Here is a 25,681-nt window from a genome sequence, read left to right on the forward strand (position 1 = left end):
TTGTTGGTTATAAACGGTTACTTTCCATAAAATATTGTAAAATGATGGTTGCAGCAATGGTATCAACCCTGTCTTTGTCTCTTCTGTCCATTTTTTTTAAGCCACTTTGCATAATAGCCTGATGTGCGAGTTTAGAAGTAAAACGTTCATCAACCCAGTGCCTTGGGATATCAGGAAATGACTTTTTTAACAATGTGGCAAAACCCTTTACATGTTGGGCCGAATCGGATGGTGAACCATCCATTTGCTTTGGGTCGCCGAGCACAAAGGCCTCCACCTGCTCGCTGAGCATGTATTTTTTAACATATTCGATCACATCTTTCGGATGCACCGTATCAAGACCTGTTGCAATAATCTGCAAGGGATCGGTTACTGCAATGCCGATGCGTTTTGTTCCATAATCAAATGCGAGGATCCTTGCCATAGTTAAGCGTTAGGTGTTTGGCGCAAAGCGTTGGCCACCGTTAAAAAATAAAAGCCAAAGGTAAGGTTTTTGAAATAATAGGTAAATCTAAGAGGTAATACTTTGGTAACCTGTGTGTTATTGGTTTAAAATTGATTTCTTCTATTTTTTTGGAAAGCAACACCCGTCGTGCTTGGGTATGTCCGGTCCTGCTGTATGCTTTAGCCCTCATGCTTCGGGGCTGCCGCTCCCATCAGTTTAGTTGATGCAGGCCGGTACGGTTTAGGGAAAGTTGCGTAGTGCGCTATTTGATGTTCCCGAAGAATTACTGATTTAGTTAAATAAACCTGAAAGCGTAAAGCCCACAGCGTTGGACTTGAAGCGATAGCAGGACTTTCGGAACCCAAACGCACAAGACCTTGCTTTTCAAAATAATGTAAGCCATCAATTAACAGAAAAAATCTATTGAAACGATTCCGACAATATAAACTCAACAGGTTTTTACAACATCAAAAGTATGTTCCAAAAGTAAGATCGTAATGACTAATGTGTGAATCTCATATCTATTTCTTATTTTGCACCAAATGCAGTTTAAAGAAATCATAGGACAGGAAAGAGTGAAGCAACAATTGGTGCAAACGGTTAAAGAAAACCGCATTAGCCATGCGCAACTATTTTTGTCGCCTGCTGGTTCTGGCGCTGTACCGCTGGCTATTGCCTACGCACAATACATTAATTGCCTTGACAAAGGCGAAAATGATAGTTGTGGCGAATGTTCGAGCTGTAGAAAATACGAACGTTTAATTCATCCCGACCTGCATTTCTCCTATCCTTTTTTTGCTTCTGCGAATATAAAAACAGCTGTAGATGTATTGGAAGAATGGCGGGGCATGTTAATGCAGGATCCTTATTTTGATATGGATATCTGGCGTTCTAAACTCGATGCAGCCAATAAGCAAGCCAATATTAACATTGCCGAATGCCACGATATTATTAAAAAACTAAGTTATAAAGCCTTCGAAGCCGAAACCAAGGTTTTAATTATGTGGTTGCCCGAATATTTGGATAAAGCCGGAAATGCGCTGCTTAAATTAATTGAAGAGCCACCCGCAAACACCTTATTTATTTTAATCGCACAAAGTCAGGATCAGATTTTAACCACTATTTTATCCCGGACACAAATTGTGAAGATTCCGAAGCTTTCTTCGGAAGAGGTGACCGGATATTTATTAAATGCGGGCGGATTAACGGAGCATCAGGCCATTGATTATTCATTTTTGGCCGACGGAAATTTAATTGAGGCAAAAGCGCTTGCAGCAGATACGCAAAGCGACAGTTCGGGTACATTTACGGCCTGGTTGAGGATGGGGTTTGGCAATAAAGTGCCCGATCTGATCGAGTTTACCGATGAAGCGGCGAAGTGGGGAAGAGAAAACCAGAAGAATTTTTTAAAGTATGGCGTAAATTATTTACGCGAATGCTGTTTAATTTTAAGCGGGGCTGAAGAATTGGTGAAATTACCCCCACTGACCTTTGAAACCGCAAAAAAACTCAGCACACACGTGCTTACCTTACCTATGGCAGAGGCCATAATTGGCGAACTGGAAAAGGCACATTACCACATTGAAAGAAACGCAAACCCGAAAATTCTGTTTTTAGATGTATCTTTACAATTGGTGAAAATTATCAAGTTTAAAACGCTCCCTGCGGGGACTCAATATATATACAATTAATATGGGATGTGGAAGTTGTTCAACAGGTGGTGGTTGCACCCCTAATGGATGCAAAAGTAATGGCTCATGCGGCACCGGTGGTTGCCAAACAATGGAAGTTCACGATTGGCTATCTAATTTGGATATGCCTTCTAATTATAAACCTTTTCAGGTTACAGAAATCAAATTTAAAGGCTCACGCAAAGAGTTTTTCCTCAATAACGATAACATTTACCTCGAAATTGGGGAACTTGTTGCCGTTGAAGGGCCAACTGGTGGTTTTGATGTGGGGCATGTTTCGCTTACAGGCGAGCTGGTAAGGATCCAGATGAAACGCCGTAAAACGGCACTCGATCAGGTAACCAAAAAAATCTACCGTAAGGCTACAGAAGCTGACGTAGAAAAATGGAATGCCGCTAAAGGGATGGAGTGGGAAACTATGCACAAAGCCCGTAAACTAGCCTTGGATCTTCGTTTACAGATGAAAATCAGTGATGTAGATTATCAGGCCGATAAAACCAAAGCTACATTCTTTTATACAGCAGATGGACGTGTGGATTTCCGTGAGCTCATTAAAAAAATGGCAGAGAGTTTCCGTATCAGGATTGAAATGCGCCAGATTGGGATGCGTCAGGAAGCTGGCCGTTTAGGTGGGATTGGCTCTTGCGGTCGCGAATTATGCTGTTCTACCTGGTTAACCAACTTCAAAACAGTTTCTACTGCTGCGGCACGTTATCAAAATTTATCATTAAATACTTTAAAGCTTGCTGGTCAATGCGGTAAATTAAAATGCTGCTTAAACTATGAGCTGGATACCTATCTGGATGCTTTAAAAGATATTCCAGATAGAATTGAAAACCTGGATACTGAAGCTGGTTATGCCCGTCACCAAAAAACTGACATTTTCAAAAAAATCATGTGGTTTAGTTACATGGGTGATGAAAACTGGATTCCTGTTAAAGCTGCGCGTGTAAAAGAGATCATGGCGATGAACAAGGCGGGCAAAAAAGCGCCTAACTTAAAAGAAGAGGCTGTTCAGATTGCTGCACCGGTTGTAGTAGAAAAATCTTTCGATTACGAAAATGTAGTTGGTCAGGATAGTTTAACCCGCTTGGATGAACGTTCGCGTGGCAAAAACAATCAGAACAAAAACAATAATCAGAAAAACAACCGCAACAATAATCAAAATAGAAGAGAAAGAGTACCTACCGGAGAGAAGAATGCTGGGCCTAATAATAAGCAACAGCAGCCGCAACAAGCTGGCCAAAAGAACCAGCAAGGTGGGAAACCGCAGCCTAACGGACCAAAGCCACAACAAAATGGGGGGCAGAAACCACAGCAACAGGCAGTACCTAAACCACAGCATGTTAATGGGCCAAAACCTCAAAACAACAAGCCAAAACAGCCACAGGTACAAAAACCTGAAGTAAAAGCCGAAGGAAATGTAGCGGCAGATGGTGTTAAGCCAGAACATAGCAAAAACAAGAATAGAAATAACCGTAGGAAAAATAATAACCGCCGAAACAACAATAATGGCTCAGAAAATAAACCTGCTGCTGAATAAAAAGCAAATAATTTTGCTTGGCTTTTTATTAATGGTTACACTGTTTGTGGGCTGTACAGCCGGCGTAATTGATAGTAATATAGAAATTGCCAACCGCAGGTGGACCTACCGGAACCATATTTCGACACCGTTTGAAATTAAGGATAATACCAAGGCCTACAACATTTATTTTAAGCTTAGACATACCGCTGATTATAAATATGCCAATATTTTTATCCTTGCCCATTTTAAAGATGGCAAGAAGATGATCACCCGGCGTTATCAATACAAACTCGCCAAAAATGATGGCGAATGGCTAGGCAGTGGTTCTGGAAATGTGTTTAGTTATACCCTGCCGATGTTAACCAGCTATCATTTTCCCCAAAATGGTAAGTTTGAGATCGAAATTGAGCAGAATATGCGCGATAATCCACTTTTAGAAATAAGTGATGTTGGTTTATTGATCGAAGAGGCAAAATAAGCTTGTTTTCACTTAGGGTTTTATTGATTACTTAACCTATTGTCACAATTATTTGTCTTTGGATGTGTTTTTCGAAATTTTATTTGGAAAACTTAGGTCTCGCACTAGATATTTGTAATAAAATTGTTATTATTGTTTATAAACCTATGAACTATGATACGAATTTTACTCAAAAACATCCTTCCCCTTCTCCTCTTTTTAGTTTCTACTCAATTATTTGCTCAAGGCTTAAAAGGTAAGGTAACCGATTCTGCAGGCTTAGCTATTCCAGGTGCTACTGTTCAGGTAGTTGGCTCAAAAATTGGAACATCTTCTGATGGAAATGGACTCTATACCTTAAAGTTACCTTCACCCGGGGCTTATAAAGTCCGGATTTCTTTTACCGGTTATCAAACTTCCGAAGTAGCTGTTCAGATTGATAATACCGTAAAAACAATGGATTTTGCATTGCAGGATGCGAAAGAATTGTTAAGTGATGTAGTTGTGGTTGGATCAAGATCAACGCCAAGAACAAACATCGAAAGTGTGGTACCTGTTGATCTGATTTCTACAAAAGACGTAAAAGTATTTGCCCAGACAGATTTAACGCAGATTTTGAACTTTGTGGCGCCATCTTTTAGCTCTAACCGGCAAACTGTTTCTGATGGAACCGATCACATCGATCCTGCATCTTTACGCGGTTTAGGGCCAGATCAGGTTTTGGTACTTGTAAACGGAAAACGTAGACATACTACAGCGTTGGTAAACATTAACGGTACTTTCGGTCGGGGTTCTGTCGGAACCGATTTAAACTCCATACCGGTTTCGGCAATAGAACGCATTGAGGTGCTACGTGATGGTGCTGCGGCACAGTACGGTTCGGATGCCATTGCCGGGGTAATCAATATTGTGTTAAAAAAGGTAACACCATATAGTTTTTCTACCTCTTTTGGTCAATCTTCTTCAAGCGCTCTGGGTCGTGATTTTAGTGATGGTAGAACTTTTCAGGTTGATTTTAGCAAGGGATGGGCATTTAAAAATGATAAAGGTTTCATCAATTTTGCGGCACAATACCTCCAAAGGGGGTATACGAATAGAGGCGGTTTAGATACCCGTCCGTTATTATATTCTGCAAACCCAACAAAAGGTTCAACAGAAACCGAAGCTGATTTTCAAGCCCGTTTTGCAAGTTTAAAGGCCACTGATGATGCAAGGGCAAGAGCAAATGGCTTGGATAGAAACAACATGCGTGTGGGTAACTCCGATTCGAAAAACGGTGGTGGTTTCTTAAACGGACAGTTTAATTTTGGTAAAACCACTCAATTGTACTATGCAGCTGGCTTTACACATAAAACCGGAAGTGCCGCGGGTTTTTATCGCCTGCCGACACAAACAACACAGATTGATTTATCCATCTATCCTAATGGATTTTTGCCTTTCATCGATACCAAGATTAATGATTATTCATTTTCTGCCGGATTAAGGGGTAAAATAGGCGCCTGGGATTACGATCTAAGTAATACAAGTGGAGAAAATACCATTGAGTTTAATATTGACAATACGGTAAATGCCTCTTTACCAACAGGCACTAGCCCTACTTCTTTTTATGCAGGAGAATTACTGTTCAGACAAAACACCAGTAATCTTGATTTAAGCAAAAAGCACACTTTTGACGGTGGATTTTTAACTTCATTAAACACGGCATTTGGTGCTGAATTCAGGGTAGATAATTACCAGATCAAAGAAGGCGAACTGTTATCGTATTCAAATGGCGGAAGATTGATCGGAACATCGCCTACGGCATCAGGTGCGCAGGTATTCCCAGGCTTTAAGCCGAGCAACGCACTAAACAAATCGAGGCATAACGTTGGTGCTTATGCCGATCTTGAAGCTGAATTTGGGCCACGGGTAACTTTAGGGGCTGCAGGCCGTTACGAAAATTATAGTGATTTCGGATCTAACTTCTCGTATAAATTTACGGGTAAGGTTAAACTTTTTGGCGATATTTCGATGCGTGGGGCTTATTCCACAGGATTTAGGGCGCCATCCCTACATCAACAATATTTTAACAATGAAAGTACACAGTTTGTGGGTACAAATGCAACGCAGGTTTTAACCGTAAATAATGCTAATCCTATTGTTGCCCAATTTGGTGTTGGCTCCTTAAAACCAGAAATATCTAAATCGGGAAGTTTAGGTTTAGCAGGCAAAATCGCCAAAACCTTTACTTTTACCATGGATGCTTATAACATTGATATCAGCGACCGTATTGTTTTCTCCAGTCAGTATGCCCGCGAACGCTCTGGCGGTGTTTTAGTGCCAACGGGCTTGGTGAATCAGATTTTAAATACGGTAGACCCTACAGCGCAGATTAATAGTGTACAGTTTTTTACCAATGCCATTACCACCAATACTGCCGGGATCGATGTGGTTTTAACCAACAGGTTTAATTTAGGCACAAAAAGCAGCTTAATTTTAAGTGTTGCCGGAAATGTAAACAAAACCGTGGTGAGAAGTATCCAGGGTTCTGATAAAATTGAAAGTGATCCTACATTAAAGGCTAAACTTTTCGATCGTTTAGAACGCTCCCGTTTCGAAAGCTCTGTGCCTAAAAACAAGTTAAATATCACAGCAACCTATAATGTAAATAAACTATCGTTTGTTGCCAGAACAGTTCGTTTTGGTGAGGTTACCTATTTAAATGCTATCGATCCTAATGTTGCTGCCAATGGCTTACCAACACAATTGGATCAGACTTTTGCGCCAAAATGGATAACTGATTTTTCTGTAAGTTATGCGGCAAATAAAACCTGGTCTGCTACGGTTGGAGCCAATAATATTTTTGATATTTACCCTGATAAGTTATATATCGATCCGCGTAATAATGAAAATAATTTGAGCGGAAACGCTGCCAGTAATTATTCAGGGGGATTAGACAATACCTCGAATGGTAGATTTTTGTACTCAAGAGCGGTTAGCCAGTTTGGTTTTAGTGGTAGGTATGTATATGGAAAAATTGCCTGTACATTTTAATAATATTTAAATTAATCAGCTGTCTCGAATAAATTTAATTGTTCTAGTGAAAAATTATATTTAGACGTATCGTCATTCCCAACTTGATTGGGAATCTTAATGCTAATGGAAACACGCTTTAAGATTCCCGCATTCGCGAGAATGACCTAAGGTGAATGAAGTTTTGATAAGAATACGATTCAATTTGAGACAGCTTTTTTTCAATATCGAAAACCTACAGATACTGCAGCAAACTCTCCAATTTCATCCCTCTTGATCCTTTAAGTAATACTAAATGATCCTGAACAGGATTTTCTTGCAAATACTGAGCAACCTCTGCAGGATTTTCGAAAAATATGCCTTTAAAACTGCCTTTAAATGTATAAAAATCCTTCCCGATAAAAATTAACTGATCCAAGCCACTTTCATTAGCCTGTTTCACAATAAGTTCATGCTGGCCAAGCGATTCTGGCCCAAGCTCAAACATATCGCCCAAAATGGCCGTCTTTTTATCCGCTGATAATACGGCGATATTTTTCAGTGCAGCGGTCATGCTGCTTGGGTTTGCATTATAAAAATCGCAGATTACGGTATTCTTTTCTGTTTTGGTTAATTGAGAACGGTTGTTTTTTGGCTGATAATTAGCAAGGCCGGTATTAATTTCGTTTGGGTTCATATCAAAAAAATCGCCAATACAGATTGCAGCAAGAATGTTTTCGAAATTATAACTTCCTGTTAAATTAGTTTTTACTGAAGAAGAAACGTCATGGTTGGTCCAATCCACTTCGATAAATGGATCGCTGCTTTTTAATTCGCCTTTAATAGTATTGCCATTTTCTGTTCCGTAATAAATAAGTTTGTTTAAGCCTGCCGCGGTGCTCATTTCAAGCAAGTATGGATTGTCTCTATTGATAAAAGTATAACCATGGGTTTCTTTTAAATAGGCATAAAGTTCTGCTTTGCCCTTTTTTACCCCTTCAAATCCGCCGAATCCATCTAAATGTGCCATGCCAACATTGGTAATAATGCCATGGGTGGGCTGAGCAATGGTACAAAGCAGTTCTATTTCCTTTTGGTGGTTTGCTCCCATTTCGATTACCGCAATCTGCACCTCACTGGTGATGGATAAGATAGATAACGGAACACCAATGTGATTGTTTAGATTGCCGAATGTGGCAAAGGTTTTGTATCGCTCCGCTAAAACAGCATTTACCAGTTCTTTGCTGGTTGTTTTGCCGTTACTGCCCGTTAAACCGATTACCGGGATATTTAATTGTTTGCGGTGATGACGTGCCAGATCCTGCAGGGTGCTCAATACATCTTCAACCAATAGGCATTGACTATTTTTAGCATAATCTTCTTCATCTACAACTGCATAAGCTGCGCCCTTTTCAATAGCTTGAGCTGCAAATTCGTTGGCATTAAAAAGATCTCCCTTAAGCGCAAAAAAGATACAACCCGGGATAATGTTTCTTGTATCGGTAGAGATAACAGGGTTTTTGAGGTAGTAATCGTATAATCTTTCGGTTGTAATCATGCCTATGGTAAAAAATATGATGTAAAATTAAGCTTTCGCATCAACAAAAAACAAAATTAGTACATTAGGTAAAATTATTTCCCTATGAAAAGACTCTTAACGTTCTGTCTAATCTCCCTTAGTACGGTTTTGTTTGTGCAAGCACAGTTAAAATCTCCTGATGATTTTTTAGGCTACGAGTTAGGTTCGCACTTTACCCCGCACCATAAAGTAGCCGATTATTTTAGGCAAACTGCTGCAGCTTCTCCTAACAATATGAAGCTTATAGAATATGGAAAAACGAATGAAGGCAGACCGTTAATGGTGGCAATTGTTTCTTCAGCAGAAAATATAGCAAAGCTGGAGAAGATCAGGAATAACAATATAGCTTTGGCAACAGGCACTACTAATAGTGTCGATTTAACAAATCAACCCGCTATACTTTGGTTAAGTTATAATGTTCATGGTAATGAGGCAAACTCAACTGAAACTTCAATGAAGATGCTTTATACCTTAGTTTCGGGTAATAATAAAACAGCTACAGATTGGTTAAAAAATACTGTTGTGGTGATCGATCCTTGTTTAAACCCCGATGGAAGAGATCGTTATGTGAATTATTTTAATAGCGTGGTGGGTAAAACACCCAATTCCGATCCATTATCAAGAGAACACATAGAGCCATGGCCGGGTGGCAGGCCGAATCATTACTATTTCGATTTAAACCGAGATTGGGCCTGGCAAACACAGGTTGAAAGTCAGCAAAGGTTAGCGTTGTATAACCAATGGATGCCACAGGTACATGTCGATTTTCATGAGCAAAGCTATAATGAACCTTACTATTTTGCACCTGCAGCAGAGCCAGTTCACCAGGATGTTACGCCTTGGCAAAAAAGTTTTCAGGTTGTAGTAGGTAAAAATAATGCCAGGTATTTTGATGCAGAAGGTTGGCAGTACTTCACTAAAGAGCGTTTTGATTTGCTATACCCATCTTATGGTGATACTTATCCCCTATACAATGGATCAATTGGCATGACCTATGAGCAGGGGGGAATCAGGGCCGGATTATCTGTGGTAACCAACGATGGTGATACCTTAACCTTAAAAGACCGTATCGTGCACCATTTTACAACAGGAATGTCGACCCTTGAAGTAACTTCCTTAAACAATCAGAAATTATTAGCGGAGTATAAAAAATATTTCCAGCAGGAATTAGCCAATAGCCCAGGTATTTATAAAAGTTATATCATAAAAGCGACTAATTTGTCGCGTTTAAAAAAATTAGCCGAATTGTTGACCAAAAATAAAATCGAATTTGCTTTTGGTGGCGATAAAGCTGGAAGAGGTTATGACTATGATACCCAAAAGGAAGAAAATTTTAATATAACCCGTAACGATTTAATTGTTAATATCCAGCAGCCGAGGGCAGTTTTGGCTAACGTTTTATTAGAGCCTCAAACCCTCGTAACCGACTCTAATACTTATGATATTACAGCATGGGCCCTGCCTTATGTGTATGGGTTGAAGGGCTATGCCAGTAAAGAAAATATTAAAGGAAAATATTCTGTAATTGAAGAGCCAAAAGTAATCAATAATGAGCTTGAAAAGCCGCTAGCCTGGTTGTTTAGCTGGGGATCAAGTGAAGATATTCAGGTTTTAACTGCGCTGCAAAAAGAAAATATAAAAGTTAGACAGGCCGATCAGCCATTTTCCGTAAATGGTAAAGACTATCCTGCCGGAACCCTAATTGTGTTGAGGGCGGAAAACGAAAGGCTCATAAAAGGGATGAAAGATAAGGTTACATCGATCGCCAAAACCTTGAACAGGCCAATCCAGGCCATTAGCAGTGGTTTTGTAGAAAAGGGGAAAGATTTTGGCTCTAACGTTTATCCATTGCTAAAACGACCTAAAATTGCCATTGTATCCGGTACGGAGGTTTCTTCTCTCGCTTTTGGCGAAGCCTGGTTTTTTCTTGAACACGATCTAAATCTTTCACCAATTATTATTAATGCCAAGGATCTGAATAACCTGGATATTAATAAAGTAAACACTTTGATTTTACCGGATGGAAGTTATAGTGCTTTTATAGGTGATGGTTTAATTGCATGGCTAAATAAAGGAGGAAGATTGATTTTGATGGAAGATGCTATAGAAAGTGTATCCGAGAAAAAAGGATTTGATATTAAAAAGAAGGAAGCGGTTGTGAAAAAAGATGAAAAGCCAGGGGCAAACAAACTTCTTTTCAAGGATAAGAACAGAGATGATTTCGAAACCGCAATACCAGGTGCAATTTATCGGATCAATCTAGATGCTAGTCACCCGTTTTCCTATGGTTTGGGTAAAACTTACTATAGTTTAAAAACAGACCGTAAAATTTATGAGCCTTTTGTTAAAGGTTGGAATGTAGGTTTAGTTAACGAAAAAAGCCTAATGGCAGGTGTAGTGGGCAAAAAAGCAAGGGAAGAGCTTAAAACAGGGCTTTTAATTGGTGTACAAGATTTTGGGCATGGGCAGGTAGTTTATTTGGCTAGTGATCCGCTTTTCAGGAATTTTTGGGAAGGTGGGAAGACTCTATTTGGGAATATCGTGTTTTGTGGTTATTAGTACATGCAATATGTTAGTATGTTTTTTCCAATGGGTAAGGGTTTTCTTCTAGTTTTTATAATATTACTGCGAAATTCTATATGTTTTGAAGAAATTGTAGGGTATTGATTCCTTGAGGTTATTTGTTTCATCAAAAAGAAGGGGTTTTAGAGGTTGTTAAGTGAAATTAATATGCTTACTGAGCTAAACTTGCATTTTTATGTAAAAAAAAGAGCTCTATTTTATAAGGAATCTCATAAAGAAAGCATTATTTAACTGTTTGTAATCCAGTAAGAAAGAAAATTTAACACTTATTAATTATCTGAATATCAGTAGTTTAATTGTTATTTGCATTGATTTGTTAAAATTTGTTAAAAAAAGTTTTTTAACCTGAATCTCAACGCTTAAATTAGGCCAATCATTAATCATTAACTAACCTATTATCACATTATGAAAAAACTTCTACAAAGTTTGTTCATTCTTATGTGCGTTGCTATAACGGCAATTGCTCAAGAAAGAACAATTACTGGTACGGTTATCGCTGCGGATGACAAATTACCTATTCCCGGTGTAAGCGTAAAAATTTCAGGTGCCTCAGGAGGTACCGTTACAAGTGCAGATGGTAAATACTCTTTAAGAGTTCCGGCTTCTGCTACAGCATTAGTATTTAGTTCTATAGGGTTTGCTACGCAAACTAAAACAATTGGTTCTTCAACAACAATAAATGTTGTTCTAGCTTCCGATGCTACTTCGTTATCTGAAATTGTTGTAACAGCATTAGGTGAAAAAAGAGAAGCTAGAGCTTTAGGTTATGCCGCTACTGAAATAAAGGGGGAGAAACTTACTATTGCAAAAAACACAGACATCAGTACGGCATTAGCAGGTAAGGTTGCTGGTGTTCAATTAAATGGATCACCAAGTTCATCATTTGATAACGCTTCAGTTATTGTTCGTGGGATTAATGGTTTTACGGTAGGATCTCCATTGTTTGTTGTGGATGGAACGCCTGCCGATCAAGCCAACGTAAACATGGATAATATCGAAAGTATTACCGTGCTTAAAGGTGCTGCTGCTACAGCATTGTATGGCCAACGCGCTTATAATGGTGTTGTAATTGTAACAAGTAAAAAAGGGAGCAGAAAAGCCGGTACCTCAATAGAAATTAATTCTGGATTAGCAATCGAAAAAACTTCTTTGTTGCCTGATTATCAAAATGAATATGCAGGTGGTTATACAGGTCAATTTGTGAAATTTGAGTATGATCCTGCTATCCATCCAGCTTCTTGGGCAGCCTTTAATGGACAAAATATGTTGGATTATGGGGCGGATGCAAGTTTTGGTCCAAAAATTGACGGCACAACCCTCTATCGTCCTTATTACAGTTGGTATGCTGGTGAAGATTTTGGTAAGCTAGTTCCTTTGACAGCGCAACCAGATAACATTAAAGATTACTTAAAAACAGGAGGCTCTTATAACAACAGTATCGCATTCTCAACAGGGGGAGAAGGTTATAATTTGCGTGTTGGATATACCAATCAAACTAGATCTCTTGTTCAAGAGAATGCTAACCGATCAATGAATATTTTAAATGTTAACGGATCATATGATGTTAGTAAAAGATTAACTGTATCTACCGATTTTCAATTTGCTAAAGAAAATAGAATTGGACAGCCTTACGAAACTTATCGCAACGATGGTTTAAATGTGGTTCAAGGTTTTAACCAATGGTTTCAGCGTCAATTGGATATGAATTACATGAGAGATCATCAGGTTTTGGCTGATGGTACCGTGACTTCTTGGAATATCGGAAATCCAAATGGAAGCGGTGATCTAGGTGAGGTTACTAGGCCTCAATATTGGGATAACCCTTTCTGGGTTGTAAACAACAACTATAGGACGCAAAGAAATAATCGTTTAGTTGGTAATTTAGGCTTAAAGTACGATTTGGGTAGTGGTTTGGCTATTGCAGGTTTTTTAAGAGGTAATATTAATAACGAATCTGGCGACGAACGCATGGCAACAGGTGGATTACAACAAGATTATTTCAAAACAAGAAACTGGACAGACACAGAGTTTAACTATGAATTAAACTTAACTTATAATAAAACTTTTGGTGATTTTACTTTAAATGCTTTGGCAGCCGGTAACCTTCGTCATGAAAAAAGAGAGAGAATTGACATGGCTACTGCAGGCGGTTTAAGCTTCCCTAACTATTTTAACATCGCCGCATCTTTAGCTCGCCCAACAGTAACTAACGACTATTATGAAAAAGAAGTTAGAAGTATTTTCGGTAAAGCATCGTTGGCCTATAAAAACTTTCTTTATTTAGATGTTACAGCTAGAAATGACTGGTCATCTGTATTCGCTCCAGATTTGAATTCGTATTTCTATCCATCTGTTTCAACTTCGTTTGTATTCTCTGAGTTTTTCCCAGAGGGTATTAAAAAGGCTATATCATTTGGTAAATTAAGATTGGCATATGCTCAAGTAGGTTCGGATGTTGATCCATATAGGGTAAATCTTCAATACAATACTGCGCCTGCTTACGGTACCAATCCTTCTTTGGCAATTGGAAACGAATTTAGGAACGGAAGATTAATACCAGCTAAAACTAATTCATTTGAGATCGGTACTGAAATGAAGTTCTTGAAAAACAGAATTGGGTTAGATTTTGCTTACTATATCAACAAAAATAAAAATCAGATCTTAGGAGTAACCTTAAATGGTGCAACTGGTTATACAAGTAATTTAATCAATGCAGGTGATTTAACAAATAAAGGTTTCGAATTTAGCTTAACTGGTACGCCGGTTCAGTCAAAAAATGTGAGCTGGGATTTGACCGTAAACTTTAGTAAATCTAAAACTATTGTGAACAAAATCACAGATAAACAAACTAATGTAATCTATCAAACAAGTACATTCTTCGGTAATACCTTAAATTTACGTGAAGGCGAGGAATGGGGTTATATATTAGGCCGTACCTGGAACCGCGATGCTAATGGTAATGTAATCATTGCTGCAAGCGGTCTGCCTACCTCAACAACGAATCAATTTATTGGTTACGCTCGTCCAAAATTCAACGGAGGTGCTTACAGTTCGTTAAGAGTATTTGATTTTGATTTAGGATTTTCTATAGATTTTCAGAAAGGCGGCTTGTTTAACTCTACTACTCGTGCATTCAATATGGGCAGTGGTTTATCTCAGGAAACTGTTGGTGTAAACGATAAAGGGATCGACTGGAGATTGCCTGTTGCTCAAGGTGGTGGATATAAATTTGCCGGAGTTCTAGCAAACGGTCAACCAAATACAAGATATGTAGATGCTAGTACAGCATTTTACAATGGTATGCAAACCGGATCAGGCGAACTTTTTATGATCAGCGCTTCTTACCTGAAATTAAGGGAAGTTAGATTGGGTTATAATTTACCAAGTAAAATTTTGGTCAAAACAGGTTTCCTTAAATCAGCTAACTTAGGTTTGGTTGTGGGTAATGCATGGTTAATATCTGCTCCTGGAAAGAAATATGGTGTTGACCCATCGGAAATTGAAAATTTTTGGCAAGAAGGCGGACAATTGCCGTCGTCTCGCACATTCGGTCTTAATTTAAGAGTTGGGCTTTAATTTATAAGGATATGAAAAATATTAAAAAATATATATATATGGCTATTGGGGTTAGTATTTTAGCTTCAAGCTGTAATAAATTTCGTGAGTTTGGCGATACGAATGTTGACCAGACAAGGGTAGCAAAAGCGGCAACAAAGGCTTTGTTAACTTATGCAATACAAAAAAGTCAAGTTAATGGAGCTACTAATGCTAATCCCACCACAATTTTGTCTTCAACAGGGGCGATTTTTGGACAGCACATTTCTGAGGGGCCATATTTAACAGTGTCTCCTTTTAATGACGCCGGAAGTACATTGAACCCTAGTTACTATGGTTTCTATTCTGAGGTGCTTAAAAACTTAAATCAGGTAATTACTTTTGCAAAGGCAGGTGCACCTGAAGCAGATGCTGCTGCAAATGGTTCTTTAAATAACCAAATTGCTGTAGCCCGTATCATGAAAGCTTATGTATTTTGGAAAGTAACCGATAGATGGGGAGATGTACCTTATGCTGAGGCCTTAAATAGTGAGAACATTACGCCTAAATTTTCAAAACAGGAAGATATTTATAAGGATCTTTTTAAAGAACTGAAAGAAGCGGTTGCCCAGATGGATGGTGGTGCAGGACCTACAGGTGATATTATGTTTGATGGCGATATGACTTCATGGAAAAAATTTGCAGCTACCCAAAGATTGTTAATGGCATTAAGACTTTCAAAAGTTTATCCCAATGCAGGTGAATTAGCAGCAACTGAATTTGCTTCTGCTGTAGCAGCTACCCCACTTGCAGCGAGTGAAACATTAACTTATAAGTTTTTAAGTGGCGATCCAAATAACTATAACCCATGGTATAATAATTATAGCATTTCTAATCGTAATGATTTTGCAATCAGTAAAACTTTAGTTGACATTATGAAGAATAATGGTACAGGTACTGATCCAAGATTGCCTATTTACGGTGAAGTTTTAGCAGGAAATCAAGTTGTTGGGTTGGAATTTGGTACCCAAGTTCAAACTAATATTCCAAATTCATATAGTCGTATCGGAACTACCTTGAGAGGCGCGGGCTCGCCAGCATATATTTTTACTGGCGCTCAAGTTCAGTTTGCTTTAGCTGAAGCGGCTAAAAGAGGTTGGATAGCCGGAGGTGATGCAACTGCCGCAACATACTATAACGCAGGTATAGATGCATCATTGGCTCAATATGGTGTTGCTAGCCCAACATTTAAAGCCGCTACAGGTATTGTTTATAATCCAACAACTGCATTACAGCAAATTGGTACGCAAAGATGGATTGCGCTGTATTTAGATGGTTGGGAAGCTTGGACGGAATTTAGAAGAACAGGTTTCCCTGCATTGGTTCCAGGACCCAACTCTCAAAATGGAACAGTTATTCCTAGGCGTGTAGGCTACCCTACCGCTGATCAAACTACAAATAGAGATAATTACAATGCTGCATTAGCTCAACAAGGTTGGTCAAGTAATGGGATTAACAATAGAATGTGGTGGGATAAACCATAATTAAATTATAATCATTAAATTTAGAGGAGCTTTATTAGTAAAGCTCCTTTTTTTTAAAATCATAATTAGATGAAACGATTTATTAATGCGCTGATTTTTTTAACTCTCTCATCAATCAGTATTTTAAATGCTCAAGAGTTTTTTAGATTAAAAGAGTCGATCGGAATGCCACTCAGGTCCAGGAGTTATGTTGATCTTAAAGGATCGCCATATTTTATAAATACTTGGAGTAAAGGATTAATTAAACAATCAAACGGACAAAGCATTAAGGATATCGATCTTAAATATGACCAGCTCCAAGATGAATTGATATTTAAGGATGCTAAGGGACAGGAGCTTGGTTTTGCCGTTCCTGTAACCGAGTTTAAGATTGATTATATTATCAATGGATTGGCAAAATCATCATTGTTCAGAAATGGATTCGAGCCTTTCAAGGGCTCTACGCTGCTAAATTATTATGAAATTTTATATAAAGGACAATTAAGTTTAGCGAAAAAAAATGTAAAGAGAATAGAGGAATATCGAGAGTATAATTCTGCAACAACAACAAAATCAATTATAGAAAGAGTAAAATATTACTATTATAGTGCAAATAAACTATTTGAATTTAAAAGAGATAATAATTCAATTAAGGAGGCTTTTGGTAACAGTGCAATCCCTCTACTCGCTTATATTAAGGAAAATAAGTTCAACTTAAAAAATGATGAGGATCTAATTAAAATATTTAACTTTTATTCGACCCAATTACATCAATAGGCCCTTAATAACCCTAAATGAATAACACTGTTTTTTTCTTTATTGCATCATATTTTTAATGCATTATAGGATCTATCCAGTTTAATATTGTCCAATCTTTATTTTATAAAGCAAGTTTAAAGAAATTTATATTGAATGGGATAGGCTCTCTTTCATGCTGGTAATTCTATTAATCAAATTTAAGAAGATAGAGGTATTTTTAAAATAGATTGATTGGAACAAATCGATTAGCCGCTTTGGGTAACAGAAGAGTTAACAAAGTACACAAAAGAGAATAAACTAGATATAAAGTCTACTGACGGGATTGTTAAGCTGTTAAGCTATTACGAAACGCTGTAGCGAGTGAGAGGTTATATTGAAAGGAGTTCGGTAGATGGGCTCCTTTTTGCATATAAAGACTAAAAAACAACTAAAAGCTTAAGGATATTTATTTTTAAGGTAATATAAATGTCATAAAGGTCTGCTGTTCTCAAATCATCCGAAGCTATTTTTTAAATTCGACGCCTAAATAAATAATTATTAATTAACTTCAATTTCATGAAAAAACTTCTACAAAGTTTGTTCATACTTTTGTTTTTTGCATCTACCGCAATAGCTCAAGACAGAACAATTACTGGTACGGTAACGTCTTCAGACGACAAACTGCCGATTCCTGGAGTAAGCGTAAGGGTAACAGGTACACAAATCGGAACCGTTACAGACGCTAATGGTAAATACTCCGTTAAAGTTCCCTCGGGTTCGAAAACCTTAGACTTTTCTTTTATCGGTTATCTGGTTAAAAACCAGGCAATAACCGCATCAAACACAATTAATGTCACTTTAGAATCTGATGCTAAAACGCTTTCAGATGTAGTTGTAGTGGGTTATGGTCAACAAAGCAAAGCGTTAACCACCCAAACTACTGCTACAGTTAAGGCTGAATCGTTTAAAAACATGCCGATTCAAACGCCACAACAAGCGTTACAAGGCCAGGCTGCGGGTGTTAATATGATTAACTCTTCAGGTGTTTTAGGTTCTGAAGCGCAAATTACCATTCGTGGTGGTGGGTCAATCAGTGCCGGAGGCCGACCTTTATATGTAGTGGATGGTGTTCCTTTAAATAGTAACGGTACTGAATACGGGCAAACTCAAGGTGGATCTTCAGCTTTGAACCCATTAATTAATATCAGCCCAAATGATATCGAAAGCATGACGGTTTTGAAGGATGCATCTGCGGTAGCGATTTATGGATCGCGTGGTGCAAATGGGGTAATTTTAATTACCACTAAAAAAGGTGCCTCTGGTAAAACCAGAATCAATGCAGATTACCAAAATGGCTTCTCTTCTCCAACCGCATTAGATGAAATGATGACCGCAGATCAGTTCCGTCAGTTCAGAACAGATTATCTTAAAGCAAACAATACAGCTGTGCCTGCTTATCCAACAACTAGTTTTAACTGGCTTGATGGTATTGTGCGTACTGGCAAGTCAAATACTGTCAATTTAAGCGCAAGTGGTGGTGATGATAAAACTAAGTTTTATTTAGGTGGAACTTATTCTGATGAAAGTGGTTATACTTTAGGAAACAATTTAAAACGTTTATCAGGAAGATTAAACATAGATCATAAAATTTCTGATAAATTCACAGTAGGCTTAAATTACAACTTGTCGCATATCGACATGGATCGTATTGGAGCAGAAAATAACACTTATGCGCCAATAACCGCGGCATATTTACAACTGCCTTATGTTACGCCATACGGACCAGACGGCAAATTTCAAAACACGGGTTTCGTAGCCAACGTTATTGCGATTGCTGAAACTGGTATCAATAAAAACTATTCGGATAGAAGTACAGGTAATGCTTACTTGGAATATAAAATTGTTCCTGGACTAAGATTGAAAACTGATTGGGGTATTGATAACTATGCCATTGATGAGAAATATCGTGAAACTGATTTGTTAACTCCTGGAGGTTATGCATATAGAACACACTATACAGATAATAAATGGGTAAATACCAATACCTTAAATTATGACAAGACTTTCGGGAAACATACCATTGCTGCTTTAGCAGGTTATAGTTTTGAAACGGCTACATTAACTCAAATGATGGTTGAGGGATCTGGTTTTGTAAGTGATGACCTTCCAAACGTAGGATCAGCTTCAACACCAATAACTGCATCTGAAAACGTTTACGACTGGGCACTGCAATCATTTTTTGGGCGTTTTAACTATGACTTTGATAAGAAATATCTTTTTGAAGCTTCTTTAAGAAGAGACGGTTCTTCGCGATTTGGCCCAAATAAAAAATATGGTAACTTCTATGCGTTGTCTGGCGGATGGTTAATCTCCAATGAAGCATTTTTTAACAAAGACAATAAGATTGCTCAAAACTTAAAGTTGACGGCAAGTTATGGTACTGCTGGTAATGATAATATTGGTTTTAATAGATATATTGGCACTTATGCTTCTGGCTCGAATTATTTAGGAGAAGCAGGTTTGACACCTAATATTGTTTCTAATCCTGATTTAAGCTGGGAAGAAACAGCACAATTTGATATCGGTGTTTCTGCCAGATTATTCAAGGCAATTGATGTTCAGTTTAACTTCTACAATAAGAATACAACAGGAGCTTTATTAACAGTTCCTTATCCTTATACCACCGGATACGCATCTGCTAACAGAAATGTTGGTAAAATGAGAAACAGAGGTTATGAGGTTTCCATCAATTCTGATAATATTGTTGGGCGTGATTTTACATGGAGAACATCATTTAACATCGGCTTCAATAAAAATACTATTATTGATTTACCTGCTAATCCAGATGAGGACGGGCGTAATTTTATAACAGGAAGTACGGTACAACGTGCAATTACTGGTTATTCTAAAAACTCTTTTTACTTAATTCGTTACAATGGAATCAATCCTCAAACAGGTAATGCAGAGTGGTTGAAAAAAGATGGTTCGGTTACTACTTCACCGCTTGCCTCAGATCGCGTAATCGTTGGTAAAGGTAATCCAGATTTTTCTGGAGGTATCACCAATACCTTTACCTACAAAAACTTCGATTTATCGGCATTCTTCAACTTTAGCTACGGTAACGATGTTTATTTAGATGGTTTGCAGTTCGCAGATAACTTTGGTTCTGGCTCTTATAATAAAAGTGTTAAATTATTAGATTACTGGAAACAACCAGGTGATAATGCTTTTGCTCCAGCTTTAAATAGTGCAACCAGAACCACTTACCACCAGGCCTCTACTAAGCAGCTGATGGATGGCTCTTATATGCGTTTGAAAACCTTGTCTGTAGGTTATAGCTTTCCTAAAGAGTTCTTGCAAAAAAGTAAACTTTTCTCAAGTGTTAGAATTTACTTCCAAGGACAAAATATCTGGACAATTAAAGATAAAGACTTCAGAGGAGATCCTGAAATCTCGGCTGATGGCGCATCTAACTTAGTGTTAGGTCAGAGTTTCTTTGCTTTACCACAGGCGAAAACCTTTACTTTCGGTGTAAATATTGGCCTTTAAAATTTGATAAGATGAAATTAAAATATTATATTATATCCTCAGTTCTTGTACTGTCTTTGTCATCGTGCAAGAAAGAATTGGAAAAATTACCACAACAGGATATTGCTGAAGAAATTGCATTTAACTCTCCGTCAACTGCATTAGGTGCGCTTAGGGGTATTTACAGTACCGCTCAAACTTTCGATTTTTATGGAAGTTTGCCTCAGGTAATTGGCGATTACATGGGAAATAACGTTGACTTTGTGGGTACCTTCCCTACTTTACAAGATCTGAATAGCTTTTCAGCTGTATCTACAAACGGAAACGTAGCAACCATGTGGCAGATTCACTATCAGGTGATCACCCGTGCCAATAATGTTATTGGAAAAATCAATACTGTTGATGGCTTATCAGCAGAAGAAAAAGCGCAGTATGCTGCTGAAGCCAAATTCTTAAGGGCTTTAGCTTATTTTCAGCTTGCTAACTTCTTTGCTCAGCCGTTTCAGGTAAGTTCGGGAAGTAATCTAGCAGTTCCATTGGTGCTAGAGCCTTTTGATGGTACAGTTAAGTACCCATCAAGAAGTACTTTAAATCAAGTACATGCACAAATTGTACAGGATTTGAACGAAGCTATACCTGCTTTACCTCAATCGTATACCGATGCGACTGAAACCCGTGGCCGCGCCACTAAAGGAGCTGCTTATGCGCTTTTATCAAGATTGTACTTATATAGAGAAGAATGGGCTAAGGCTGAAAGTGCAGCAAGAAGCACTTTGGCGCAAGGTATTTATGATACTGCACCAAACTACGCTTTCTATAGTGGTAATACTAGTGAAGATGTGTTTACTATTCAAAATAGCGCTATTGATAACGGTAGAACCGGCTCTGGTGGCTGGGCTTCCTATTATAACCCAGCGGCATTGGCTGGACGTGGAGATGCGCCTTTCTCTCAAGACCTAATCAATGCCTATACATCAGAACCTGGGGATAAACGTTATGATTTGAAGATATCAGGAAATGCGGCAGATGGCTTACCCCACTTATTTACTTCTAAGTTCCCTGATGCGGTGAACAATTCTGATAACTCTCCTGTTATCCGTACAACAGAAGTATATTTAAATCTTGCAGAAGCGTTGGCTCGCCAAAACACAATACCAAACGCTGAGGCAGTTACAATTTTGAATACCAGAATAAGAAATAGAGCGGGATTACTTCCTAAAGTTGTAGCTACTCAACAAGCTCTTGTTGATGCTTTATTAATCGAAAGACGTAAAGAATTGGCTTTTGAGGGGCATAGTAGAATGGACTTGCTTCGTAACAGACAACCGTTAAGAGCAGGAAATGCAGCAGCAGCATTCGGTGGTGCTAAAACTATTTTACCAGTTCCTCAGAGAGAGATTGATAATAACCCTGGCTTACAAGGCCAACAAAATACAGGTTACTAAATAACAACCTATAATAAAGATTAAGCGATATCATGCTAAACCATGATATCGCTTTTTTTATTTTAATTTTTGCCACTTTATTAAGTTATACGATTTACGCAATGATAAAATGTACTATTGTTAGCAAAGAGATGGTTGTGATAGGAAATTTGTTTAATACTCGCTTAATGCGGAAAGGTTTTATATAAAGAAATGATTTTTTTTGGCACAGTTTTTTTAGATTGCTAGGTGTTGTTTATTGCTTCTAAAACAGCAATTTTCGCCTATTTTTGGATAAAAAATGGCTATAACCGTTCATAATATTCTACATTTTGTGGAAAATATCCCCAAATCGCCTTTTTAATCAGACAGGATTATTGTCAAAATAAAGTCATTATAAGAGTTGGTTTTGTTAAAATTTGTTAAACTATTAGCAAACTCTTTTATATTTAATGCTTCAAATAACTATAATCTTTAACTAACTTAAATTTCATGAAAAAACTTCTACAAAGTTTGTTCTTATTGATGTTTGTTGCTATTACTGCAGTGGCTCAAGAGCGAACAATTACTGGAACAGTAACATCTGCTGAGGATAACATTCCCCTGCCGGGTGTAAGTGTTAGAGCCATCGGGTCGCAAGCAGTTGCCGTAACAGGTGCTGATGGAAAATATTCGCTACGAATCGGCTCTGTGGTTACAGCAATCCAATTCTCTTATATTGGATTTACGAGCAAAACAGTCAACGTTCCTTCATCCAACACCCTGAACGTGGGATTAGCTTCTGATTCGAAGAGTCTTGCTGATGTTGTTGTTGTGGCTTATGGTACTCAGAAAAAAGAATCTATCACCGGTTCGGTTTCTACCATTAATTCTAAAGATTTAGAAAGCAGAACAGTAACCAATGTTACAGCTGCCTTACAAGGATCGGCTCCAGGTATCAGTGTAGGTGCTTCTAACGGCCAGCCAGGAAGCTCTGCCGGAATCAGAATCCGTGGCTTTGGCTCATTTTCTGCATCAAACACACCACTTTATGTATTAGATGGATCTGTTTATGATGGAAGTATTGGCGATATTAACCAAAATGATATAGAAAGTATCTCTGTATTAAAAGATGCGTCATCATCTGCTTTATATGGTTCAAGAGGTGCGAATGGTGTAATTATCATTACTACTAAAAGAGGTAAATCTTTACAGCCAACGGTTAACGCAAGTATTGTTCAGGGCTTTTCAGAAAGAGGAATTCCAGAATACGAGCGTGTTAATGCATACGAGTACTATCCGTTAGTATGGCAGGGTATTAAAAATAACCTAATGTATAATGCATCTCCTGCGCTTTCTGAAGCTGCTGCTTCTACAAAAGCTTCAACAGATGTATTTACTAACTTATTTTACAATCCATTTAATGTACCAGGTAACCAAGTTGTGGGTGCTGATGGCAAACTTAATCCTAATGCATCATTATTGTATGATGATTTTGATTGGTATGATGCAATGGCAAGACAAGGAAAAAGAACAGATGCTAATTTAAGTTTTTCTGGTAAAACAGAAAAATCCGACTTTTTCGTTTCAATGGGCTACTTAAATGATCAAGGTTTTAATATCAAATCTGATTTTCAACGTTTCAATGCGCGTATCAACGTAAATTCTCAAATCAAGCCTTGGCTAAGAACAGGTTTAAATATTTCAGGATCGATGACTACGGCCAACACTGCTAACGACTCTTTTACGGGTAGTGGAGCTAGTTTCATTAATGCATTCGCTTTCACTAGAGGTATTGGTCCAATTTATCCCGTTCATGCTTACGATGCTACTGGAAAGCCAATCATAAACAATTTAACAGGTGAGCAATGGTATGATTATGGTAACCACCCAGGTGCGATCATTCGTCCTCAAGGTGCTTCACCTGGTAGACATGTGGTTTACGAAACTTTGTTGAATGAATATTTAACAAGAAGAAATCAAATAAGTGCAAGATCTTTCGTTGAAATTAAATTTTTGAAAGACTTCACTTTCATGCCTACATTCAGTATCGATCTAAGAAATAACAATGGAGATACTTACTGGAATCCGACAGTTGGAGATGGTGTTACTCAGAAGGGATACAAATCTCAAAGTAACAACACAATTAGATCATATACTTTCAACCAAATCTTAAACTACAACAAAAAGATTGGCGATCATACAATCTCAGCATTGATTGGACACGAAAACTATGATTATAACTATCGTACATTTGATGCGAGTAGAACAGGTTTAATTTTAGAAGGTAATACAGAGTTTCCAAACTTTGTAACTGCTAACAGCTCAAATGGTCAGTCAGATGAAGATAAAATTGAATCTTATTTTTCGAAAGCCAGCTACAACTACCAAGAGAAATATTTCTTTGATGCGTCTTTAAGACGTGACGGTTCGTCTAGATTAGGTTCTAACACAAGATGGGGAAATTTCTTCTCATTAGGAGGGTCTTGGTCAGTTAACAAAGACTTCTTAAAGGATGCTAATTGGATTGATGACTTAAGATTAAAAGTGTCTTATGGCCAGGTTGGTAATAATTTGTTAGATGGTTACTATTTAGATAGGGCATTTTACGATTTAGGTTGGAATAACGGTTCTGAACCAGGTGCTCTTTTAGCATCTGCTGCAAACCCAAATTTAAAATGGGAATCTCAAAATACCCTTAATACTGGTGTTAATTTCTCTTTGTTTAAAAGAAGAATCTACGGAGAGGTAGAGTTTTTCAAAAAAACAGTGAACGATTTATTGTTCAGCGTTCCTCAACCAATATCTGACCCAGTTACATCAATTAACCAAAATGTTGGTTCAATGTACAATTCAGGTGTGGAAATTCTATTAGGTGCTGATATAGTTAGAACACAAGATTTTAAATGGAATTTAGTAACTAACTGGACTTTCTTGAAAAATAGAGTAACTAAATTGCCGGCAGAAACACCTCAAATTGTAAGCGGAACAAAAAGAAGAGAAGTGGGTTATGATTTTTATCAATTTTGGTTAAAACAATATGCTGGGGTAGATCCAGCTGATGGTGCCGCATTGTATATTCCAGATCCAGCTCAGACTATTGCGGCTGCGAACAAAAGAATAGTTAATGGTGTAGAGTATACGACTAACCAATCTAACGCTTTGTTTGATCGTTCAGGATCTGCTATTGCTGATTTGATGGGTTCATTTACCAACACATTCTCATATAAAAACTTATCATTATCAGTATTGATTAATTATCAGATTGGTGGTAAATTTTACGATGGTAACTATCAAGGATTAATGAGTACAGGTTCTTATGGATCTGCTTTGCATAAAGATTTACTTGGTGCTTGGACACAAACGAACACTACAAGTAGCATTCCAAGAGCCGATTATGGTAACTCTGTTAACATCAATGCAACATCAACACGATGGTTAATTGATGCATCGTACTTGGCAATCCGTAATGTTAATTTGTCTTACAGCTTACCTCAAAATTGGTTGAAGAAAATTGATGTTTCCAATGCGAGATTGTTCGTTACTGGCGAAAACTTACATTTATTCTCAAAAAGAAAAGGGTTAAATCCTTCAGAATCTTTCGATGGAACAAATGCTAACGTTTACCCACAAGCAAGAATCCTAAGTGTAGGTTTAAATGCTTCCTTTTAAGTTTTAATATTA

At 37.8% G+C, this 25,681-nt stretch carries 13 protein-coding genes; 11 read left to right on the forward strand and 2 right to left on the reverse strand.

The annotated features are described in order from the left end of the window. Positions 1-7: 7 nt before the first annotated feature. The gene (gene ruvX, locus EYS08_RS19280; protein ID WP_057930933.1) at positions 8-424 is read right to left on the reverse strand and encodes a Holliday junction resolvase RuvX; all 417 of its coding nucleotides are present in this window, start codon (positions 422-424) and stop codon (positions 8-10) included. Between the two features lie 563 nt (positions 425-987). Between ruvX and EYS08_RS19285 the strand changes: the two genes are divergently transcribed. The 4 genes from EYS08_RS19285 (at position 988) to EYS08_RS19300 (ending at position 7,151) form a co-directional block, all read left to right on the forward strand. Next, positions 988-2,136 (forward strand): DNA polymerase III subunit, encoded by a 1,149-nt coding sequence (locus EYS08_RS19285; protein WP_131031646.1) that lies wholly within the window; start codon positions 988-990, stop codon positions 2,134-2,136. 1 nt (position 2,137) lies between these two features. After that, on the forward strand, positions 2,138-3,679 hold the full coding sequence (ricT, locus tag EYS08_RS19290) for a PSP1 domain-containing protein (RefSeq protein ID WP_131031647.1): 1,542 nt from the start codon (positions 2,138-2,140) through the stop codon (positions 3,677-3,679). Beyond that, positions 3,648-4,139, forward strand: coding sequence for a gliding motility lipoprotein GldH (locus EYS08_RS19295; RefSeq protein WP_131031648.1), 492 nt, complete (start codon positions 3,648-3,650; stop codon positions 4,137-4,139). Before ricT ends, EYS08_RS19295 begins: the two co-directional genes overlap by 32 nt. Before the next feature lie 153 nt (positions 4,140-4,292). After that, on the forward strand, positions 4,293-7,151 hold the full coding sequence (locus tag EYS08_RS19300) for a TonB-dependent receptor (protein ID WP_131031649.1): 2,859 nt from the start codon (positions 4,293-4,295) through the stop codon (positions 7,149-7,151). A 214-nt stretch (positions 7,152-7,365) separates the two neighbouring features. Here the strand turns inward: EYS08_RS19300 and EYS08_RS19305 are convergent, their stop codons facing one another. Next, positions 7,366-8,667: a UDP-N-acetylmuramoyl-tripeptide--D-alanyl-D-alanine ligase gene (locus EYS08_RS19305; protein WP_208745910.1), complete on the reverse strand. Its 1,302-nt coding sequence runs from the start codon at positions 8,665-8,667 to the stop codon at positions 7,366-7,368. Positions 8,668-8,751: 84 nt separating this feature from the next. Here EYS08_RS19305 and EYS08_RS19310 point away from each other — a divergent pair, with 84 nt between their 5' ends. The 7 genes from EYS08_RS19310 (at position 8,752) to EYS08_RS19340 (ending at position 25,669) form a co-directional block, all read left to right on the forward strand. Continuing rightward, positions 8,752-11,247, forward strand: coding sequence for a M14 family metallopeptidase (locus tag EYS08_RS19310; protein ID WP_131031650.1), 2,496 nt, complete (start codon positions 8,752-8,754; stop codon positions 11,245-11,247). Positions 11,248-11,676: 429 nt separating this feature from the next. Then, positions 11,677-14,847 carry a SusC/RagA family TonB-linked outer membrane protein gene (locus tag EYS08_RS19315; RefSeq protein ID WP_131031651.1) on the forward strand — a complete coding sequence of 1,057 codons (3,171 nt, stop codon included), beginning with the start codon at positions 11,677-11,679 and terminating at the stop codon, positions 14,845-14,847. A gap of 11 nt (positions 14,848-14,858) precedes the next feature. Next, positions 14,859-16,349, forward strand: coding sequence for a SusD/RagB family nutrient-binding outer membrane lipoprotein (locus tag EYS08_RS19320; protein ID WP_131031652.1), 1,491 nt, complete (start codon positions 14,859-14,861; stop codon positions 16,347-16,349). A 69-nt stretch (positions 16,350-16,418) separates the two neighbouring features. Next, positions 16,419-17,105 carry a hypothetical protein gene (locus EYS08_RS19325; protein ID WP_131031653.1) on the forward strand — a complete coding sequence of 229 codons (687 nt, stop codon included), beginning with the start codon at positions 16,419-16,421 and terminating at the stop codon, positions 17,103-17,105. A gap of 537 nt (positions 17,106-17,642) precedes the next feature. After that, on the forward strand, positions 17,643-20,615 hold the full coding sequence (locus tag EYS08_RS19330; protein ID WP_131031654.1) for a SusC/RagA family TonB-linked outer membrane protein: 2,973 nt from the start codon (positions 17,643-17,645) through the stop codon (positions 20,613-20,615). Between the two features lie 11 nt (positions 20,616-20,626). After that, positions 20,627-22,039 carry a RagB/SusD family nutrient uptake outer membrane protein gene (locus tag EYS08_RS19335; protein ID WP_131031655.1) on the forward strand — a complete coding sequence of 471 codons (1,413 nt, stop codon included), beginning with the start codon at positions 20,627-20,629 and terminating at the stop codon, positions 22,037-22,039. Positions 22,040-22,510: 471 nt separating this feature from the next. After that, the gene (locus EYS08_RS19340; RefSeq protein WP_131031656.1) at positions 22,511-25,669 is read left to right on the forward strand and encodes a SusC/RagA family TonB-linked outer membrane protein; all 3,159 of its coding nucleotides are present in this window, start codon (positions 22,511-22,513) and stop codon (positions 25,667-25,669) included. Positions 25,670-25,681 lie beyond the last annotated feature (12 nt).

Source organism: Pedobacter kyonggii, assembly GCF_004310665.1.
Taxonomy (GTDB): domain Bacteria; phylum Bacteroidota; class Bacteroidia; order Sphingobacteriales; family Sphingobacteriaceae; genus Pedobacter; species Pedobacter kyonggii.

Coding starts and splice junctions, on each gene's coding strand:
- EYS08_RS19305 (WP_208745910.1), bottom strand. CDS start 8,667: ATGATTACAACCGAAAGATTATACGATTACTACCTCAAAAACCCTGTT.
- EYS08_RS19285 (WP_131031646.1), top strand. CDS start 988: ATGCAGTTTAAAGAAATCATAGGACAGGAAAGAGTGAAGCAACAATTG.
- EYS08_RS19295 (WP_131031648.1), top strand. CDS start 3,648: ATGGCTCAGAAAATAAACCTGCTGCTGAATAAAAAGCAAATAATTTTG.
- ruvX (WP_057930933.1), bottom strand. CDS start 424: ATGGCAAGGATCCTCGCATTTGATTATGGAACAAAACGCATCGGCATT.
- EYS08_RS19330 (WP_131031654.1), top strand. CDS start 17,643: ATGAAAAAACTTCTACAAAGTTTGTTCATACTTTTGTTTTTTGCATCT.
- EYS08_RS19315 (WP_131031651.1), top strand. CDS start 11,677: ATGAAAAAACTTCTACAAAGTTTGTTCATTCTTATGTGCGTTGCTATA.
- EYS08_RS19310 (WP_131031650.1), top strand. CDS start 8,752: ATGAAAAGACTCTTAACGTTCTGTCTAATCTCCCTTAGTACGGTTTTG.
- ricT (WP_131031647.1), top strand. CDS start 2,138: ATGGGATGTGGAAGTTGTTCAACAGGTGGTGGTTGCACCCCTAATGGA.
- EYS08_RS19300 (WP_131031649.1), top strand. CDS start 4,293: ATGATACGAATTTTACTCAAAAACATCCTTCCCCTTCTCCTCTTTTTA.
- EYS08_RS19325 (WP_131031653.1), top strand. CDS start 16,419: ATGAAACGATTTATTAATGCGCTGATTTTTTTAACTCTCTCATCAATC.
- EYS08_RS19340 (WP_131031656.1), top strand. CDS start 22,511: ATGAAAAAACTTCTACAAAGTTTGTTCTTATTGATGTTTGTTGCTATT.
- EYS08_RS19320 (WP_131031652.1), top strand. CDS start 14,859: ATGAAAAATATTAAAAAATATATATATATGGCTATTGGGGTTAGTATT.
- EYS08_RS19335 (WP_131031655.1), top strand. CDS start 20,627: ATGAAATTAAAATATTATATTATATCCTCAGTTCTTGTACTGTCTTTG.